Raw genomic sequence first — 17121 nt, forward strand, 5'->3', positions numbered from 1 at the left:
TGGTGAAATCGCATAAAAAAATCCGATGACTAGTGATCATCGGATTTTGAACTTATGAAAGGATCGGTCAACCGATCCTTAGATTTTTTAACTATTGCCGCTTAACTGATCGGCATTAGGCGTAGAGCCGGGTTTCACATGAAACATGTCGATTCAATTACTTGCGTAGTTTCTGAATCAAGCGTAGCTGAGCTATTGCTTCTGCTAGCTCTGCAGCGGCTTCTGCGTAATTGAAGTCTGAACCTGCGTTGGCAATATGTTCTTCAGCACGACGTTTTGCATCCTGAGCTGCCTGTTCGTCTAGATCTTCAGCGCGAACCGCAACATCAGCCAAAACAGTCACGTTACCTGGTTGAACTTCAAGCATACCACCAGCGATGTAAATCATCTCTTCGTGGCCATGCTGCTTCACCAAGCGAACCATGCCAGGTTTTAGGGCGGTGATTAAAGGCGCGTGACCCGGGTAAATCCCCAGCTCACCTTCACTACCCGTCACCTGAAGGGTTTCTACGCGACCTGAGAAGATTTTCTCTTCAGCGCTTACCACATCCAGATGTACTGTCATTGCTGCCATTTAACCTCCTAAAGGTTGTTTATAAGCTAGAAAAAACCAGCGTGTAATGTCGCCTTCAAATAAGAAGGTTAATGTGATTTGCATAGTTGCTTGCTTTGCAAGAAAGTGCAAAGATGTTTTTTATCTGAACACTTTCTTTTTTAAGCACAACGTTGTGCAAAATCACATTAAATATTACATGCCTTTCGCTTTTTCAATAGCCTCGTCGATAGATCCAACCATGTAGAAGGCTTGCTCTGGAAGGTGATCATACTCACCCGCTAGAATGCCTTTAAAGCCACTGATTGTGTCTTTCAACGATACGTACTTACCAGGTGAACCAGTGAATACCTCAGCAACGAAGAACGGCTGAGATAGGAAACGCTGGATCTTACGAGCACGAGATACCACTTGCTTATCTTCTTCAGATAATTCATCCATACCTAGGATTGCAATGATGTCTTTAAGCTCTTTATAACGCTGTAGTACAGACTGAACGCCACGTGCAGTGTCATAGTGCTCTTGACCGATTACGAGTGGGTCAAGCTGACGTGAAGTTGAATCTAGTGGATCAACCGCAGGGTAAATACCCAAAGATGCGATATCACGAGAAAGTACAACGGTTGCATCTAAGTGAGCGAACGTCGTAGCTGGAGAAGGGTCAGTCAAGTCATCCGCAGGTACGTATACCGCTTGGATTGATGTGATTGAACCCGTCTTCGTTGACGTAATACGCTCCTGAAGTACACCCATTTCTTCAGCTAGAGTAGGCTGGTAACCTACTGCTGATGGCATACGACCTAGAAGTGCAGATACCTCTGTACCCGCCAATGTATAACGGTAGATGTTATCAACGAAGAAAAGAACGTCACGACCTTCGTCACGGAACTTCTCTGCCATTGTTAGACCCGTCAAAGCAACACGTAAACGGTTACCCGGTGGCTCATTCATCTGACCGTAAACCAACGATACTTTATCTAGTACGTTAGATTCGTTCATTTCATGATAGAAATCGTTACCTTCACGTGTACGCTCACCAACACCAGCAAATACTGAGTAACCGCTGTGCTCGATCGCGATGTTACGGATAAGTTCCATCATGTTTACAGTTTTACCTACACCAGCACCACCGAATAGACCAACTTTACCACCCTTAGCGAATGGGCAAACTAGGTCGATTACTTTGATACCTGTTTCAAGTAGTTCAACTGCACTTGATTGATCTTCATAAGATGGCGCTTCACGGTGAATAGACATACGCTCTTCTTCACCAATTGGGCCAGCTTCATCAATTGGATTACCTAACACGTCCATGATACGACCTAGTGTCGCTTTACCTACTGGAACTGAGATAGGAGCACCTGTGTTTTCTACAGCAATGCCACGACGAAGTCCGTCTGTAGTACCTAGAGCGATACTACGAACAACACCGCCACCAAGCTGCTGCTGCACTTCAAGGGTTAGACCTTGTAAGTCACCGTCGGTAACTTTTAGTGCGTCATATACTTTGGGTACCGCAGACTGTGGAAATTCGATATCCACAACGGCGCCAATGATTTGGACGACCTTACCTTGACTCATGTTTAGTCCTCATTAATTTTTTAACCTTTGCCTACACCGCAGACGCACCACCAACGATTTCGCTAATTTCTTGCGTAATCGCGGCTTGACGCGCTTTGTTGTATACCAATTGCAAGTCATCAATTAGGTTGCCCGCGTTATCGGTGGCGGCTTTCATTGCAACCATACGAGCAGCTTGCTCTGACGCAGCGTTTTCAACTACGCCTTGATATACTTGAGACTCTACGTAGCGCACCATAAGTGCTTCCAAAATAGGCTTTGGATCTGGCTCGTAGATATAGTCCCAACGGTGTTCTAAATCTTTATCATCAGACTTTGGCAAAGGTAATAGTTGATCGATCTTAGGCTCTTGAGACATTGTGTTAACGAAGCGGTTGAACACCAAAAACAGGCGGTCAATTTTGCCTTCGTCAAATGCCTTAAGCATGACACGAACGGTACCAATCACATCTTTAACACTTGGTTTATCGCCCAGGCCAGACTCTGCTGCTAGAACGTTTCCACCAAAACGACCGAAGAAAGCACAAGCTTTCGAACCCAGCGCTGCAAAATCTACTTCAACGCCTTTGTCTTGCCATTGCTTCACTTCTGTTGTGACTTGTTTGAACTCGTTAGTGTTCAAACCGCCACATAGTCCACGGTCGGTAGAGATGACGATATAGCCAACACGCTTAACCTCGCGCTCTTCCAAATAAGGATGGCGATATTCAAGGTCACCGTGCGCCAAGTGACCGATCACTTTTCGCATATTGTCAGCGTATGGACGGCTTGAAGCCATACGGTCTTGCGCCTTTTTCATTTTAGACGCAGCAACCATTTCCATTGCGCTGGTGATCTTTTGAGTATTCTTGATACTCCCGATCTTACCTTTTATCTCTTTGCCGCTAGCCATGACTATCTCCGATATTTACACGTTGCACTGCCGAGGCAGTGCGTTTGATTACCAGGTTTGTGTCGCTTTGAACTTTTCCAAAGCTTCAGTTAGCTGGGCTTCAATTTCACCGTTGTAATTACCGGTTTCGTTGATAGTCTTCATTAGGTCAGCGTATTCACTGTTAGCGAAAGAGTGTAGAGATGCTTCAAAATCAAGCACTTTATTCAGTTCTACGTCTTTCAAGAAGCCTTTCTCAACAGCGAACAATGAAATAGCCATGTCACCGATAGATAGCGGTGCATACTGGTTCTGTTTCATTAGCTCTGTTACGCGCTCACCGTGTTCTAGCTGTTCACGTGTTGCTTCATCTAAGTCAGAAGCAAACTGAGAGAACGCTGCAAGCTCACGATACTGAGCAAGCGCTAGACGGATACCACCACCAAGTTTCTTGATGATTTTTGTTTGCGCAGCACCACCTACACGCGATACCGAGATACCAGCGTTAACAGCCGGACGGATACCTGCGTTAAACAAATCAGATTCCAAGAAGATCTGACCGTCAGTAATTGAGATTACGTTAGTAGGTACGAATGCCGAAACGTCACCTGCTTGCGTTTCAATGATAGGAAGCGCAGTCAATGAACCAGTTTGGCCCTTCACTTCACCGTTAGTGTACTTCTCTACGTAAACATCGTTTACACGAGCAGCACGCTCTAGTAGGCGTGAGTGAAGATAGAATACGTCACCAGGGTAAGCTTCACGACCAGGAGGACGACGAAGAAGCAATGAAATTTGACGGTATGCAACAGCTTGCTTAGACAAGTCATCGTATACGATCAATGCATCTTCACCACGGTCACGGAAGAATTCACCCATTGTACAACCAGAGTACGCTGACAAATATTGTAGCGCAGCAGACTCAGACGCTGATGCAGCAACAACAATGGTGTGCGCCATTGCGCCGTGCTCTTCAAGCTTGCGTACAACGTTAGCAATGGTAGATGCTTTCTGACCGATCGCTACGTATACACACTTAACGCCAGTGCCTTTCTGGTTAATGATGGCATCGATAGCCATCGCTGTTTTACCTGTTTGACGGTCACCGATGATAAGCTCACGCTGACCACGACCGATTGGAATCATCGAGTCAACAGATTTATAACCAGTCTGGATAGGCTGATCTACTGATTGACGCTCGATAACACCCGGTGCGATTTTCTCAACAGGTTCGAAGCCTTCTGCATCGATAGCACCTTTACCGTCGATTGGCTCACCTAGCGTGTTAACAACACGGCCAAGTAGTGCACGACCAACAGGTACTTCTAGAATACGGCCTGTAGATTGTACTTTAGTACCTTCTTGTAGATCCGCATAAGGACCCATAACTACCGCACCAACAGAGTCTCGCTCAAGGTTCAATGCGATAGCGTAGCGATTGCCAGGAAGCTCAATCATCTCACCTTGCATTACATCTGCAAGGCCGTGAATGCGAATAATACCGTCAGTTACTGAGACGATAGTACCTTCGTTACGAGCTTCACTTACTACTTCAAACTGCTCAATTCGCTTTTTGATCAGTTCTGCAATTTCAGTGGAATTCAGTTGCATGCTCTTTTCCCCGTTATGCTTGTAACGCGTCTGCCAGACGGTTCAATTTAGATTTTACGGAACCATCGATAACCATATCACCGGCTTTAATCACAGCACCGGCGACCAATGCAGGGTCCACGTTACAATTCAGCTTAACTTTTCGTGCAAGACGTTTTTCAAGAGACGCGCTGAGTTCTGCTTTTTGTGCATCAGACAATTCTGCTGCTGACGTAACGTCAACGTCGATTTCTTTGTCATATGCAGCCTTCATGCTATCAAACATGGCAGAAACTTCAGGAAGCGCTTGTAAGCGTCCGTTTTCGGCCAGAAGCTTTATCAGATTCTGGCCATGCTGGTCGAGTTGTTCGCCACAGACGTTGTTAAATACTTCTGCTAGCTTGTCAGATGCAAGCGAACTAGTCAGGACACCCTGCATAGTCTCGTTATTTGCAACTTCAGCTGTAAAAGCCAACATCTCTTGCCATTTGGCAACAGCGTTTTTCTCTACCGCGTAGTCGAAAGCAGCTTTAGCGTAGGGGCGAGCGATAGTTGTCAATTCAGACATAGCTCTTCCCCTCGTTAAAGTTCAGCGACAAGTTTTTCAACTATGTCACTTTGTGCAGCTGCGTCGATTTCACGCGCAAGGATTTTCTCAGCGCCAACTACTGCTAATGCAGCAACTTGCTTACGAAGTTCCTCTTTTGCACGGTTACGCTCAGCTTCGATTTCTGCCTGACCTTGCGCAACGATTTTTTCACGCTCGGTATGACCACGTTGCGTTTCTTCGTCAACAATTTGTGACGCACGCTTCTTGGCTTGCTCGATAATTTCAGCTGCTTGAGTCTTGGCCTCTTTCAATTGCTCAGTTGCTTTTTCCTGAGCAAGTTCAAGTTCCTTCTGGCCTCTTTCTGACTTGGCCAAACCGTCAGCAATATCCTTCTGACGTTTTTCGATTGCTTCCATAAGCGGTGGCCATACGAATTTCATACAGAACCATACGAAAACCGCGAAAGCAATTAGTTGGCCGATAAGAGTGGCGTTAATGTTCACGACCGCTCCTCCTCATTAGTTGTTCGCTAAAAACCTAAGATTAAAAATTAAGCACCAACAGCGAACAATAGGTATAGAGCGATACCAACACCGATCATCGCGATCGCGTCGATAAGACCCGCTACGATGAACATTTTAACTTGCAGTTGAGGTGCAAGTTCTGGCTGGCGAGCCGCAGATTCAAGGAATTTACCACCTAGCAAACCGAAACCGATAGCAGTACCTAGAGCACCCATACCGATTAGTAGAGCAACAGCGATGTATAACATGTATGTCTCCAATTTTTAGTTAATTTAAAAGTTAAAAGTTAAAGTTAAGAAAATGTTTTTAGGCTCTGAAGGTAATCAGAGCCTTATCAATTAATGGTCTTCACTCGCCAAGCTCAAATACACGATGGTTAACATCATGAAAATAAACGCCTGTAAAGGAAGAACAAGAATATGGAATACCGCCCAAGGGAAATGCAGAGGTAGCTGCCACAAACCCAGTGTTGCGATAAGAATAAAGATCAATTCACTTGCGTAAAGGTTACCGAACAAACGTAGCGCCAACGAGAGAGGGCGGGCAAGTAGGGTTACCGTTTCAAGAATGAAGTTCACTGGAATAAATGCCCAATGACCAAACGGCTGCATAGTAAGCTCTTTCATGAAACCGCCTACGCCTTTCATCTTGATTGAATAGAATATAATCAAGAAGAACACACCGATCGCCAAAGCAAAGGTAAGGTTAAGGTCGGTAGTAGGCACAGCTTTCATGTAAACATCGTGCGGGTCCATACCAAAACCATATTGACCGATAAGACCTGCAATTGAAGGTAGTACATCAACTGGAACAAGGTCCATCAGGTTCATCAACAATACCCAAACGAAGATGGTAAGGGACAGGGGTGCAATTAACGCACTGCGGCCGTGGAACGTACTCACAACATTGTCATTAACAAAGTCGACAACTAATTCTACGAACGCTTGTGTTTTAGTAGGTACACCCGTTGTTGCCTTTTTGGCGACAGAACGGAAGTACCAAAGGAAAAGTATGCCCAAGCCAATTGACCACGCTAAGGTGTCAACGTGCCATGTCCAAAACCCAGCGTCAGCACAGGCTTTGTTAAATGCGATGCCGCCATCAGCAGTACACATTTTGGCATTGGTCAAGTGGTGCTTGATGTATTCTGAGGTAGTAATTTCAGATGCCATTGATTAACCCAAATGTTTAAGTTTAAAAATCGTTTTTATCTTTCTTTTACTGCTGTTCATTTGTGCACACGAAAAAATCGTTAGTTATTGTGTCTGAACATCAGCATGGCCACCCATTGGGAAGCCGTTGTCAGGGCATATGCGATAAGAACCGTCAACGGTTCAATCGGCAAAAATTTAAATGCCACAACAAATAAAATCATTGTGAGTAAAAGTTTGAGCTTTGCACCCTTGTTAAAACTACGTACGACTTGCTGATTTTGGCTCGCACCTGAATGAAGAAATGCGAAACGGGCAAAAATCGTATTAGGAAGAATGCAGATAATCGCACCACAAATAGCCGAAACCCCAGATATTTCGCCGTTTTGAATAAACTCAAACAAGGCGAAAAGGCCCGCTATAAGACTTTGAAAAACGATAACTTTCGCAGCCAACTGTCGGCCACTTTGAGCCAAGATGTTTGCCACTATTTCCTGCGTTCCGTTCAAACCTTTACAAAAAGCGCCAAAAGTATACCGATTTGTGGCAAATTTTCAACTGAATAACGTGGTTTGGAATAAGAATTGTAGTATTTCAAACCGCCTCTCAAAAAAACCAGTTTGTAAGTGCTTAGCAGCCCTTACGAAAGAGACGGTAAATTAGATTAATTTTATTGAAAATAAGGCTGATATGTTACTTTCCAAGTACCTCGTTAATACAGTAAAAATAATTTAAAAATCATCTTGATTTATTCAAGATCTAGTATCTAGATTCTGATCTCACTGTATTTTTGTACACAAAGATATTCACAGAAAAAAGGCGATCTGTGGATGATCGCCTTTTCTTTATAAACCAATGAGTTAGATCACTTTATATGGGCTAAAATACCGTCCAATTGATCTAAGTCACTGAAATTTATCACAAGCTTACCTTTGCCTTTTGCATTGTGTGCGATCGAAACTTGAGCACCTAATGTTTCAGATAACTGTGTTTGAAGACGCTGCACATCGGGATCGACCGATTTCTCTTCTTTTGCTTTTGGTGGTTCAAGCATTTTTCGTACAAGATTTTCGGTATCTCGCACTGTTAAACCTTTACCAGAAACGATCTGGGCAGCTTCTGTTTGCACTTCACCTTCGAGAGACAGTAAAGCACGAGCGTGTCCCATCTCTATGTCACCATGTTCAAGCAACAGCTTTACATCATCATTCAGGTTATTAAGTCTTAATAAATTCGTGACTGTAGTACGCGATTTCCCCACCGCCTCGGCGACTTCCTGATGAGTCAGTTCGAACTCTTTCATTAATCGATCAAGCGCTTGTGCCTCTTCCATTGCATTAAGATCTTCACGCTGAATATTTTCTATCAATGCAATTGCCACAGCAGCTTCGTCTGGCACATCTTTGATTAAGCATGGAATAACGTCCAATTGAGCTAACTGTGATGCGCGCCAACGGCGCTCTCCAGCGATAATCTCATAGCTGTTTTCGGCTAGCTTTCTAACAACGACAGGCTGAATAATACCCTGAGAACGAATAGACGATGCCAACTCTTCCAATGCTTCTGGAGACATATCTTTGCGAGGCTGGTATTTACCGGGTTGTAAATACTCTATTGGCAGTTTTTGCAATTCACCTTTTGTCTCAGGTTTTTGCTCTGTTTCAAGCTTTGATTGCGTTGCTTGGCTGGTTGCCAATAGGGCATCCAATCCTCTGCCTAAACCGCGTTTTTTCGACGACATGGCTTCCTCAAATGTTTTAATTATTCGTTGGTTATGAATTAGCTAGCTTTTTTCATCGTCTTGTCACGACGACGAAGGATTTCACCTGCTAGGGCCAAATACGCTTTAGCACCTGTCGATGATTTATCATAATACATGGCAGGCGCGCCGAAACTTGGCGCTTCTGCTAACCGTACGTTTCTGGGAATGACAGTTCGATACACAAGCTCGCCGAAGTGACGCTTAAGTTGCTCCGATACATCATTCGCAAGACGGTTACGAGGATCGTACATGGTTCGAAGAACCCCCTCGATTTTAAGTTCCGGATTGACTACGGCAGCCAGTTTCTTGATGGTATCCATCAAAGCTGTTAATCCTTCCAATGCATAATATTCACATTGCATAGGAACAAGCACTGAATCTGCAGCAGCCATTGCATTTACCGTCAATTGGTTCAGTGACGGTGGACAATCAATAAAAATATAATCGTAGTAATCTCTGACAGAGGCTAATGCATTACGAAGTCGAACTTCTCTGGCAAACATTTCCATTAATTTAATTTCGGCAGCAGTGACATCACCATTGCCAGCAATCAAATCGTATTTGCCTGAGGTATCTTTCACAATAACCTCGCTCACAGGCTTATCTTCAATTAGCAGTTCGTAGCTGGTTGATTCCACTTCATATTTGTCAACACCGCTTCCCATTGTTGCGTTACCTTGAGGATCAAGGTCGATAAGCAATACCTTTCGCTTAGTCGCAGCCATTGATGCCGCGACATTAACAGCAGTAGTGGTTTTACCCACTCCACCTTTTTGGTTAGCAATTGCAATTACTTTGGCCAAAATGTTATCCAGCTACGTTAGTGATTCGTTAAATCCAAGGAGACGACTTTATCAAAAAAGCGAGAATAGCACTATTTTTTCACGATTTTGAGCAAGTGACGTTCACCTTCTAGCTCAGGAACCGATAGAACGATAGATTCAAGCAATTGATGGCTACCTGAAATCTCATCAATTTCGTCCTCAGGAAATTGCCCTTTAAGTGCTAAAAAGGCCCCCTTTGAATCTACCAGATGTTGGCACCAGTGCAACATATCTTTTAACGAAGCAAAAGCGCGACTCAGCACACCATCAAGTTGGTGCTCAGGTTGATAAAGTTCTACACGACTTTGCACAGGGTCGATATTGTTAAGAGACAACGCAAACTTAACTTGTTTCATAAAACGTACGCGTTTGCCCAAACTATCCAATAGCACAAAGTGTTTGTCTGGACACATAATTGCAAGTGGGATACCTGGTAAGCCAGGTCCCGTTCCTACATCAATAAAGTGTGTGCCAGATAGATGGGGGGCGACCACGATTGAATCAAGAATATGCTTGACCAACATCTGCTTAGGATCCCGCACTGACGTTAAATTATACGCTTTGTTCCATTTATCCATTAGCTCGACATACGCGACTAATTTGATAAGTTGGTCTTCAGTTACGGTCAACGACGTTTTTACAACGCCTTCCTTAAGAAGGCGCAAAAGTTCAGAATTCACCTGCATTGTTTACGCACTTTGTTTTTCAGACTTTCTTAAAAGCCCTTGTTTTTTAAGGTGAACCAGCAGCAAAGATATTGCCGCAGGTGTGATCCCAGAAATGCGTGACGCCTTGCCGATCGTTTCGGGGCGAGCATCGGTTAATTTCGCGATCACCTCATTAGATAGTCCCGAAATCGTGCTGTAGTCAAAATCCATCGGCAACAAGGTATTCTCGTGGCGTTGTGCCTTCGCGATCTCGTCCTTTTGACGCTCAATGTAACCAGCATATTTAATCTGAATTTCTACTTGCTCAGCCGCTAGCGGATCATCGATCCCCGGCCCTAATGCTTCGATCGTCATTAGCGTCTGGTAGGTCATTTCTGGGCGTCTAATCAAATCCTCTAGCGAATGTTCACGCGATACAGGCGTTTTCAGTAGTGGATTAAGGGCTTCTACTGCCTCATGAGAAGGATGAATCCATGTCGCTTTTAAACGCTGTTTCTCCGCTTCAATTGCTTCCATCTTAGCATTAAATGCAGCCCAGCGGTGGTCGTCAACCAAGCCAATTTGACGACCTTTTTCTGTTAAACGAATATCCGCGTTATCTTCGCGTAAGAGCAAACGGTATTCTGCGCGACTGGTAAACATACGATAAGGCTCTTTTGTTCCCATTGTAGCCAGATCGTCAATCAATACTCCCGTGTACGCTTCATCACGACGCAAGATAAACGGCGCTTTGTTTTGTACTGCCAATGCAGCATTACAACCCGCTAATAAGCCTTGTGCACCAGCTTCTTCGTAACCCGTCGTGCCGTTGATTTGTCCGGCAAAATACAAACCCGTTAAAAATTTGGTTTCGAGGGTTTGTTTCAGATCGCGAGGATCAAAAAAGTCATATTCGATCGCATAGCCAGGTCTGATAATGTGAGCATTTTCAAATCCTCGTATTGAACGGACCATCGCCAGTTGCACATCAAACGGTAAGCTGGTTGAAATGCCGTTCGGATAGACTTCAATACTGTTTAGCCCTTCTGGTTCAACAAAGATTTGATGGGTTTCTTTATCAGCGAAACGCATGATTTTATCTTCTATTGAAGGGCAATAACGCGGGCCAATACCTTCGATCACACCGGTATACATAGGCGATCGATCTAAACCACTACGAATAATGTCGTGCGTCTGACTGTTGGTATGCGTGATGTAACACGGGATCTGTTTGGGATGATCGTCGCGTGAACCAATAAATGAAAACACGGGAACAGGATCATCGCCTGGCTGTGGCTGCATCACTGAGAAATCAAGGGTTCTGGCGTCTAGTCGCGCAGGTGTACCGGTTTTCAAGCGATCAACCCTAAAGGGAAGATCCCGTAGCCTCTCTGCCAATGCGATAGAAGGTGGATCGCCTGCACGGCCTCCACGATAGTTTTCCAACCCTACGTGGATGGTACCTCCAAGAAAGGTCCCAACGGTTAATACAACGGTTTTGGCTTTGAATTTGAGCCCCATTTGGGTTACGACACCCGTTACACGATCATTTTCTACGATCAGATCGTCACACGATTGCTGAAATATCGTTAAATTCGATTGGTTTTCTAGCATCTGCCTGATCGATTGTCGATATAGCTGTCTATCAGCCTGTGCGCGGGTTGCGCGTACAGCAGGGCCTTTACTCGAGTTAAGCGTGCGGAACTGGATCCCTGCTTTGTCGATCGCGAGGGCCATCGCGCCACCAAGGGCATCAATTTCTTTAACTAAATGTCCTTTCCCGATCCCACCGATCGCAGGATTACAAGACATTTGTCCGAGTGTTTCAACGTTATGCGTCAATAGCAGCGTATTTACGCCCATCCTAGCTGCTGCCAGTGCGGCTTCTGTACCTGCATGACCTCCGCCAACGACGATAACGTCAAACTCTTGTTGATAGAACATTTGCTGCCCCTGTTAAAACTCGTTAATTACCGCTTACGCCTTTAAAAACCTAGTGTAGAACAACTGTAGCTACTTAGGTTTATTTAGCCCCTTAAAATAAAAGGGCGCATATTCTATATGTATTTTGTTAGAAGATAAACGATTAAAATTTATTCAAGGGATCTTTTATTTGTTTCTTGATCATAAAAAGCCTTTCAATATTATGAATACTGTCTTTGCGATCACATTACGGATCAAAAGGATCCAAATGACTTAGATATAGATCTCTTTTTTGATCTTTAGTTTATTATTTTTATTATATAGATCGGCAAGATCTGTTGGTAAGTCAATTTAATTCTTTTAAATCAGTGCTTTAAAGAATGATCTATCCTGTGGGTAGTCTCTGATCAGATCGCGTATAAGCTGGGATCAAAATGGCATTTTATCCACAGTTCAATATTTGGAAAACTTATTCATTGTTGAGATCAGTGCTTTCGAAGATGATATCCCGATCTTTATCCACAGTAACTAACAATAAGTGATCTAACTGTGGGTAAAATGTGATCTAATGATCGTATATTGCGATTAGATCCCCTCTATATCGCAGATCGGAACGATCAAAACGGATTGGAAGATAGGCTGTGTAAAACTTTTTAAATCTAAAATAGTGAAAAGAGAAGAGGGAGAAATGGTAGCCAGCTACACTAAGCTGTGAGCTGGCTCTAGACAGGTATTATTTAACCTGATTGGGCTTGTATCCGCTAGTATTGGAAGCGAGAGACGCAGTTTGTGCTGTCTCTGGAGTGATAATTTCCTTGCGCCGACTTGGGCCTGAAAACTTTACTTTATAGGTGTCATACTCTTTGATCGATTCAAAACAGTAGCGACCTAATGCTATTTCAAGTTCTTGAAGATTATGATTCGTGATAAGAATGCAGTTCTTTTTATTGACTAATCGTTGCCTGAGTAAATTACCCAACCAGCTTTGTGCGTTTTTCTTTAACATGCTCTCATTGACGCATACCTCGTCTAAAATCAGCAGATCGACATCGAGTAATTCTTGATTTACTTCTCTGAATTTTTCGCCAATATTGTCTTGAGCATTGTAATCGTAAGAGAAAAAACGCATTTCCAGCAAGCTAGACAATTGGCGGTATAAAACAGATATCTCGTACTGTTCTATTAATTCATGCGCAATGGCACCGGCAATGTGAGATTTTCCACGCCCATAATCACCGTAAAAGATCATCATGTGTGAGCCTGCTTGACGCCATGCTACATCTTCGTGTGCAGCAATAAATGAGCGTGCGATACTCACGGCTTCGATTACATCGGTGCTGTCTTCTATTAGATTGGCAAAGGTCCATTTCGGGTTGAGATCGGAGCGGCCGTGAATCGCCTCAATCCGCTTATGTTTGGTTTCTGCTTGAAGCTTCCTGACATCAGCATTGGCTTGTCTTTCATACTGCTTGCGTAGTGATGAGTATTCGATATATTCGCCACCGGTATCTTGTTTACCGAGGGAGCGACCAAGTTCACGGATTCGATCATTAATACTTTTCATATTTCGCTCTATTTTTTGCTATATTTTTCGACAAGCTTTCTGGCATTGTCATCCACTTCCAACCCTGCTTGTGGCGTATAATGCTGCGTGCCTGCAATATTTGTATGCTTCACCACACCCGACTGGCGTTTATTTTTAATATGAAAAACAAACTTCTGAGTCCATTGGTATTGGCTGAATTGCATTTGGGGCCGCCCCATCCAATATGCAATGAAATCACCCAATTCAGCGGCCTCATAGTGTTTATCAATAATACCGACTAGCTGAGCAATATCTTCGAATAAAGATGGCGTAGGGACCCAATCTGGATGCATATTCTGCCAGTCCATGTGCATGGCTGTATAGTCATTCGGATCGCCAGATAGAAGCGGTAACAATAGTTGCTTACCATTGAAGCTAGTATCAAGCGATTGCGTGTCTGGTACGGCTAACAAACCCACGTCAATAAGCTCTTGGATGAGTTGATTGACTTGTCTGCCCAGTGTGTAAGTGGGCTTTTGACCATTAAGCAATTCGATTAACTGCTTGTAGTTCAATGGCTGAGACTGGCCTGAAATCTTCTTGGCATAAGGGCGAAGGCCAAGTAAATAAAGTACTCGAGCATCGTTACTTATGGGCCGATATAATGCATTGAGCTCAGATTGATTCAATCATGCCTCCAAATATTGTGCGCTGATCTGTTTTTCAAGCCAAGGCGCAGCGATCTCTTCTGGAATAGGGTGATTGAGAACGTCAATATGTAAAGGTGGTGCAAGAAGTGTTGCGCCTTGTGCTTCGCATAGTGATTGCATTTTCATAGCACCAAAACAATAGGTATCGTAACTGCTATCACCTAAACCAATCACGAGAAAGCGTGTAGTATTTAGTGATGCGTTAGCGAGGGCGTCTGCAAAAGGTTGTATATTATCAGGTAAATCGCCTGCGCCATGGGTAGAGGTACAAATAATCCATGGACGGCTTGCATCTATTTCGCCTAAGGTTGGGGTAAGGTGAATCGTACCTTGCATACCACACTTTTCCAGTGTTTCGAGTACGGCATCAGCAACGTATTCAGTCGCACCTAAAACAGAACCTACAATAATCTCAAAGTGTGCCATTGTCGTGATATATCCTATTTACCGATACAAAAAGTTAAGTTTCCTTGTTATACAATAGCTTATGTTTTATTTGGTGGGCCGTTTGCGGCCCGCTACCGGATAAAAAAATCTAATAAAAGGAAACTAAAAATAATTTTCGATTTTCTTTTGCTTTACTTTGTTTTCTTGATCATCACTTGGATCTTAGGTTCCTATTTAGATGATCCACTTTTTCTTTAGTGAATGATTGTACTTCGTCTTCAGTCATTACTCTATTGCTTAATAGCCAGTTATCAATTTCTTCTCGAGGGAAGTAGATCTTTTTACCGTTAGGCTTGCAATGTGGAATCTGCCTGGCATGGGTAAGCTTATACAAATAGTCTTTACTGAGCCCTGTATATTCGACACATTCATCAAAGGTTAGTGCCTTCTTCATACCTAAAGATATTTTCTTAAATTCATGTTGGATGATTTGATGAATACTGAACGTTGTTTCTGGTTTGCTCTCGAGCTCTTTTAAACTGCTCAAGTCACCAATTAAACTATCAATGCTATCGTCTTGTTCATCTAAAAAGCTTGGGATATTGGGAATTTGGGAAACCATATATAATTCAACCTCTTATGCTTGGTAAACTTTTTGGGGAAAATCTATTGTTAGGGATAACTCTGTGCAAATACGTTGTGGAAAGACTTTGTAATATCTTTCTTGTTTGCTTGGCTCTCCTGATAGTGCTGGTTTTACTTTGAAAGTGCCTCTACTACTTTCATTGGTTTGCAACTAACCTTTCTTAGCCATAAGGCTTGATAGTTCAAGTGTTTTTCTTGGGCTGGCTTGCTTTAAACCAAATCCATTTCTAAAACTATCTCTTGTGATGAACCAAGTCAGTTCATCATTCTCATACTTCCAGTATCCTGCTAAGTCAGGGGCGAGTTCTTTTCCTGGTAGTGTTAATCGGCTATTCCATGCCTTAATTGCAAATGGTGTCTTTCGGACAACAAACTGTTCTTCGGCATCGCCTTCAAACCCTCTTGCTGCAATCCAAGATTCAACCACCTGAAAAATTGAGGACTCAACCTCTCCTTTAGACCAGGGAACAAGCCCAAATCGAGTTGCCAATTCTCCAGCTACGGCTAAAAGCGCAAACCTGTCAAGAGCATAACCAACTTGGTTTCCAGCCTTGTCGATTTTCCAATTACTAGTTAACTCTTGTATTCTAAGGCGTAAGAATTGGGAAATATTTTGAATGCTACTTAGATGAATTAACCAGGGGTGGAACAAAGCGTGGTAAGACCCTAGCGCACTAGACACTTTATAGCTTTATAATTGCATAAACTATGAGGTGTTGTAATGAGCGGAAAACGCTACCCAGAAGAATTTAAAATCCAAGCCGTTGAACAAGTTACTAAACAAGGTCATTCGCTGACTTCTGTCGCGGAGCGATTAGGTGTGAGCTATAAGTCGTTGTCGGATTGGGTCAAACGATATGACAAGCCAGCGAGCCAACGAAAACAAGACGACGATCAGGCAGCAGAACTACGCAAACTAAGAGCTGAGTTAAAACGTGTAACGATGGAACGTGACATATTAAAGGAAGCCGCCGTGTACTTTGCAGGGGAGTCAAAGAAAAGTACGCGTTCGTAAGGGAGCTGCTCCCACGCTACCCGATTAAAACCATGTGTCATGTGCTCAATATTGAGCGTAGCGGCTTTTATGCCTGGCTCAAACAACCGTTGAGTGCCAAAGCGAAAGACGATAACCGCTTACTGGGTAAAATCAAACAGTTTTGGCTTGAGAGCGGCTGTACTTATGGCTATCGCAATATAACGATTGACCTTAGAAGTGATGGTGAAATCTGCGGCAAGAACCGCGTATATCGCTTGATGCGTCAAGCTAATATTCACGCTGTACGTGGATATAAACGTCATCCTGGCTTTAAGGGCGGTAAGACCAACGTTGCTGCACCTAATACCCTCAATAGGACGTTTGACGTGGATAAACCCGACTGCTATTGGGTAACAGACTTCACTTACATTCGCACATACGAAGGCTGGTTGTACGTAACCGTCGTCATCGATTTGTTTTCTCGCAAAGTAGTGGGCTGGACTATGAAGAGTAGCCCTAAAGCCGACTTGGTTATCGACGCCTTACTTATGGCCGTTTGGCGTCGACGTCCAAAGAAAAAGGTGCTGGTTCATTCAGACCAAGGTATTCAATACACATCTAGTGATTGGCGCTCCTTTCTAAATGAACACAACCTTGAGGCAAGTATGAGCAGAAAAGGTAATTGCCATGATAATGCTGTTGCTGAAAGCTTCTTCTCATTGCTTAAAAAGGACAGAGTGAAACAAAAAATCTATCCAACTCGGCAACAAGCCCGTGCGGATATCTTCGATTACATCGAAGGCTTCTACAATCCAAGAAGAAACCATGGTACAAATGGAGGGCTGTCTCCAGTCGAATATGAAAGACAGTACTATCAGCAGCTTAAAGATGTCTAGATTGCT

At 43.6% G+C, this 17121-nt stretch carries 19 protein-coding genes; 1 reads left to right on the top strand and 18 read right to left on the bottom strand.

Annotated elements, in window-relative coordinates:
• Nucleotides 1-157 precede the first annotated feature (157 nt).
• From OE749_RS17590 to OE749_RS17675, 18 genes are all read right to left on the bottom strand, one after another.
• Entirely contained in the window at nucleotides 158-574 is a 417-nt protein-coding gene (locus tag OE749_RS17590; protein WP_263713805.1) for a F0F1 ATP synthase subunit epsilon, read from the bottom strand.
• Nucleotides 575-748: 174 nt separating this feature from the next.
• Entirely contained in the window at nucleotides 749-2134 is a 1386-nt protein-coding gene (atpD, locus tag OE749_RS17595) for a F0F1 ATP synthase subunit beta (protein WP_263713806.1), read from the bottom strand.
• Nucleotides 2135-2165: 31 nt separating this feature from the next.
• Complete coding sequence (gene atpG, locus OE749_RS17600) at nucleotides 2166-3026, bottom strand: F0F1 ATP synthase subunit gamma (protein ID WP_263713807.1); 861 nt, start codon at nucleotides 3024-3026, stop codon at nucleotides 2166-2168.
• 48 nt (nucleotides 3027-3074) lie between these two features.
• Nucleotides 3075-4616: a F0F1 ATP synthase subunit alpha gene (gene atpA / locus OE749_RS17605; protein WP_263713808.1), complete on the bottom strand. Its 1542-nt coding sequence runs from the start codon at nucleotides 4614-4616 to the stop codon at nucleotides 3075-3077.
• A 13-nt stretch (nucleotides 4617-4629) separates the two neighbouring features.
• Entirely contained in the window at nucleotides 4630-5163 is a 534-nt protein-coding gene (atpH, locus tag OE749_RS17610) for a F0F1 ATP synthase subunit delta (RefSeq protein WP_263713809.1), read from the bottom strand.
• Between the two features lie 14 nt (nucleotides 5164-5177).
• A complete protein-coding gene (atpF, locus tag OE749_RS17615) occupies nucleotides 5178-5648 on the bottom strand; it encodes a F0F1 ATP synthase subunit B (protein ID WP_263713810.1) in 471 nt (156 codons plus the stop codon).
• Nucleotides 5649-5695: 47 nt separating this feature from the next.
• Complete coding sequence (atpE, locus tag OE749_RS17620) at nucleotides 5696-5917, bottom strand: F0F1 ATP synthase subunit C (protein WP_026376053.1); 222 nt, start codon at nucleotides 5915-5917, stop codon at nucleotides 5696-5698.
• 90 nt (nucleotides 5918-6007) lie between these two features.
• The gene (gene atpB, locus OE749_RS17625) at nucleotides 6008-6841 is read right to left on the bottom strand and encodes a F0F1 ATP synthase subunit A (protein WP_263713811.1); all 834 of its coding nucleotides are present in this window, start codon (nucleotides 6839-6841) and stop codon (nucleotides 6008-6010) included.
• Between the two features lie 80 nt (nucleotides 6842-6921).
• Entirely contained in the window at nucleotides 6922-7308 is a 387-nt protein-coding gene (locus OE749_RS17630; RefSeq protein ID WP_263713812.1) for an ATP synthase subunit I, read from the bottom strand.
• Nucleotides 7309-7685: 377 nt separating this feature from the next.
• Nucleotides 7686-8561, bottom strand: coding sequence for a ParB/RepB/Spo0J family partition protein (locus tag OE749_RS17635; RefSeq protein WP_263713813.1), 876 nt, complete (start codon nucleotides 8559-8561; stop codon nucleotides 7686-7688).
• A gap of 38 nt (nucleotides 8562-8599) precedes the next feature.
• The gene (locus tag OE749_RS17640) at nucleotides 8600-9385 is read right to left on the bottom strand and encodes a ParA family protein (RefSeq protein WP_263713814.1); all 786 of its coding nucleotides are present in this window, start codon (nucleotides 9383-9385) and stop codon (nucleotides 8600-8602) included.
• Between the two features lie 71 nt (nucleotides 9386-9456).
• Nucleotides 9457-10092: a 16S rRNA (guanine(527)-N(7))-methyltransferase RsmG gene (gene rsmG / locus OE749_RS17645; RefSeq protein WP_263713815.1), complete on the bottom strand. Its 636-nt coding sequence runs from the start codon at nucleotides 10090-10092 to the stop codon at nucleotides 9457-9459.
• A gap of 3 nt (nucleotides 10093-10095) precedes the next feature.
• On the bottom strand, nucleotides 10096-11997 hold the full coding sequence (gene mnmG / locus OE749_RS17650) for a tRNA uridine-5-carboxymethylaminomethyl(34) synthesis enzyme MnmG (protein ID WP_263713816.1): 1902 nt from the start codon (nucleotides 11995-11997) through the stop codon (nucleotides 10096-10098).
• A gap of 712 nt (nucleotides 11998-12709) precedes the next feature.
• Entirely contained in the window at nucleotides 12710-13540 is an 831-nt protein-coding gene (locus tag OE749_RS17655; RefSeq protein ID WP_263713817.1) for an ATP-binding protein, read from the bottom strand.
• Nucleotides 13541-13548: 8 nt separating this feature from the next.
• Nucleotides 13549-14190: a DnaT-like ssDNA-binding domain-containing protein gene (locus OE749_RS17660; protein ID WP_263713818.1), complete on the bottom strand. Its 642-nt coding sequence runs from the start codon at nucleotides 14188-14190 to the stop codon at nucleotides 13549-13551.
• Nucleotides 14191-14637: a flavodoxin domain-containing protein gene (locus OE749_RS17665; protein ID WP_263713819.1), complete on the bottom strand. Its 447-nt coding sequence runs from the start codon at nucleotides 14635-14637 to the stop codon at nucleotides 14191-14193.
• A 172-nt stretch (nucleotides 14638-14809) separates the two neighbouring features.
• Nucleotides 14810-15220: a helix-turn-helix domain-containing protein gene (locus tag OE749_RS17670; RefSeq protein ID WP_263713820.1), complete on the bottom strand. Its 411-nt coding sequence runs from the start codon at nucleotides 15218-15220 to the stop codon at nucleotides 14810-14812.
• A 174-nt stretch (nucleotides 15221-15394) separates the two neighbouring features.
• The gene (locus OE749_RS17675) at nucleotides 15395-15895 is read right to left on the bottom strand and encodes a hypothetical protein (RefSeq protein WP_263713821.1); all 501 of its coding nucleotides are present in this window, start codon (nucleotides 15893-15895) and stop codon (nucleotides 15395-15397) included.
• 69 nt (nucleotides 15896-15964) lie between these two features.
• On the opposite strand from OE749_RS17675, the gene OE749_RS17680 reads away from it, so the two are divergent.
• A protein-coding gene (locus OE749_RS17680) for an IS3 family transposase (RefSeq protein WP_263713822.1) occupies nucleotides 15965-17115 on the top strand; the annotation gives its coding sequence in 2 pieces (ribosomal slippage) (nucleotides 15965-16202 and nucleotides 16202-17115; 1152 coding nt in all).
• Nucleotides 17116-17121 lie beyond the last annotated feature (6 nt).

Source organism: Fluctibacter corallii, from assembly GCF_025751585.1.
In the GTDB taxonomy this organism is placed as follows: domain Bacteria; phylum Pseudomonadota; class Gammaproteobacteria; order Enterobacterales; family Alteromonadaceae; genus Fluctibacter_A; species Fluctibacter_A corallii.

Excerpts from the sequence above, each read along its gene's own strand:
- OE749_RS17590 (WP_263713805.1), bottom strand. The coding sequence starts at position 574 with ATGGCAGCAATGACAGTACATCTGGATGTGGTAAGCGCTGAAGAGAAA.
- atpD (WP_263713806.1), bottom strand. The coding sequence starts at position 2,134 with ATGAGTCAAGGTAAGGTCGTCCAAATCATTGGCGCCGTTGTGGATATC.
- atpG (WP_263713807.1), bottom strand. The coding sequence starts at position 3,026 with ATGGCTAGCGGCAAAGAGATAAAAGGTAAGATCGGGAGTATCAAGAAT.
- atpA (WP_263713808.1), bottom strand. The coding sequence starts at position 4,616 with ATGCAACTGAATTCCACTGAAATTGCAGAACTGATCAAAAAGCGAATT.
- atpH (WP_263713809.1), bottom strand. The coding sequence starts at position 5,163 with ATGTCTGAATTGACAACTATCGCTCGCCCCTACGCTAAAGCTGCTTTC.
- atpE (WP_026376053.1), bottom strand. The coding sequence starts at position 5,917 with ATGTTATACATCGCTGTTGCTCTACTAATCGGTATGGGTGCTCTAGGT.
- atpB (WP_263713811.1), bottom strand. The coding sequence starts at position 6,841 with ATGGCATCTGAAATTACTACCTCAGAATACATCAAGCACCACTTGACC.
- OE749_RS17635 (WP_263713813.1), bottom strand. The coding sequence starts at position 8,561 with ATGTCGTCGAAAAAACGCGGTTTAGGCAGAGGATTGGATGCCCTATTG.
- rsmG (WP_263713815.1), bottom strand. The coding sequence starts at position 10,092 with ATGCAGGTGAATTCTGAACTTTTGCGCCTTCTTAAGGAAGGCGTTGTA.
- mnmG (WP_263713816.1), bottom strand. The coding sequence starts at position 11,997 with ATGTTCTATCAACAAGAGTTTGACGTTATCGTCGTTGGCGGAGGTCAT.
- OE749_RS17655 (WP_263713817.1), bottom strand. The coding sequence starts at position 13,540 with ATGAAAAGTATTAATGATCGAATCCGTGAACTTGGTCGCTCCCTCGGT.
- OE749_RS17665 (WP_263713819.1), bottom strand. The coding sequence starts at position 14,637 with ATGGCACACTTTGAGATTATTGTAGGTTCTGTTTTAGGTGCGACTGAA.
- OE749_RS17670 (WP_263713820.1), bottom strand. The coding sequence starts at position 15,220 with ATGGTTTCCCAAATTCCCAATATCCCAAGCTTTTTAGATGAACAAGAC.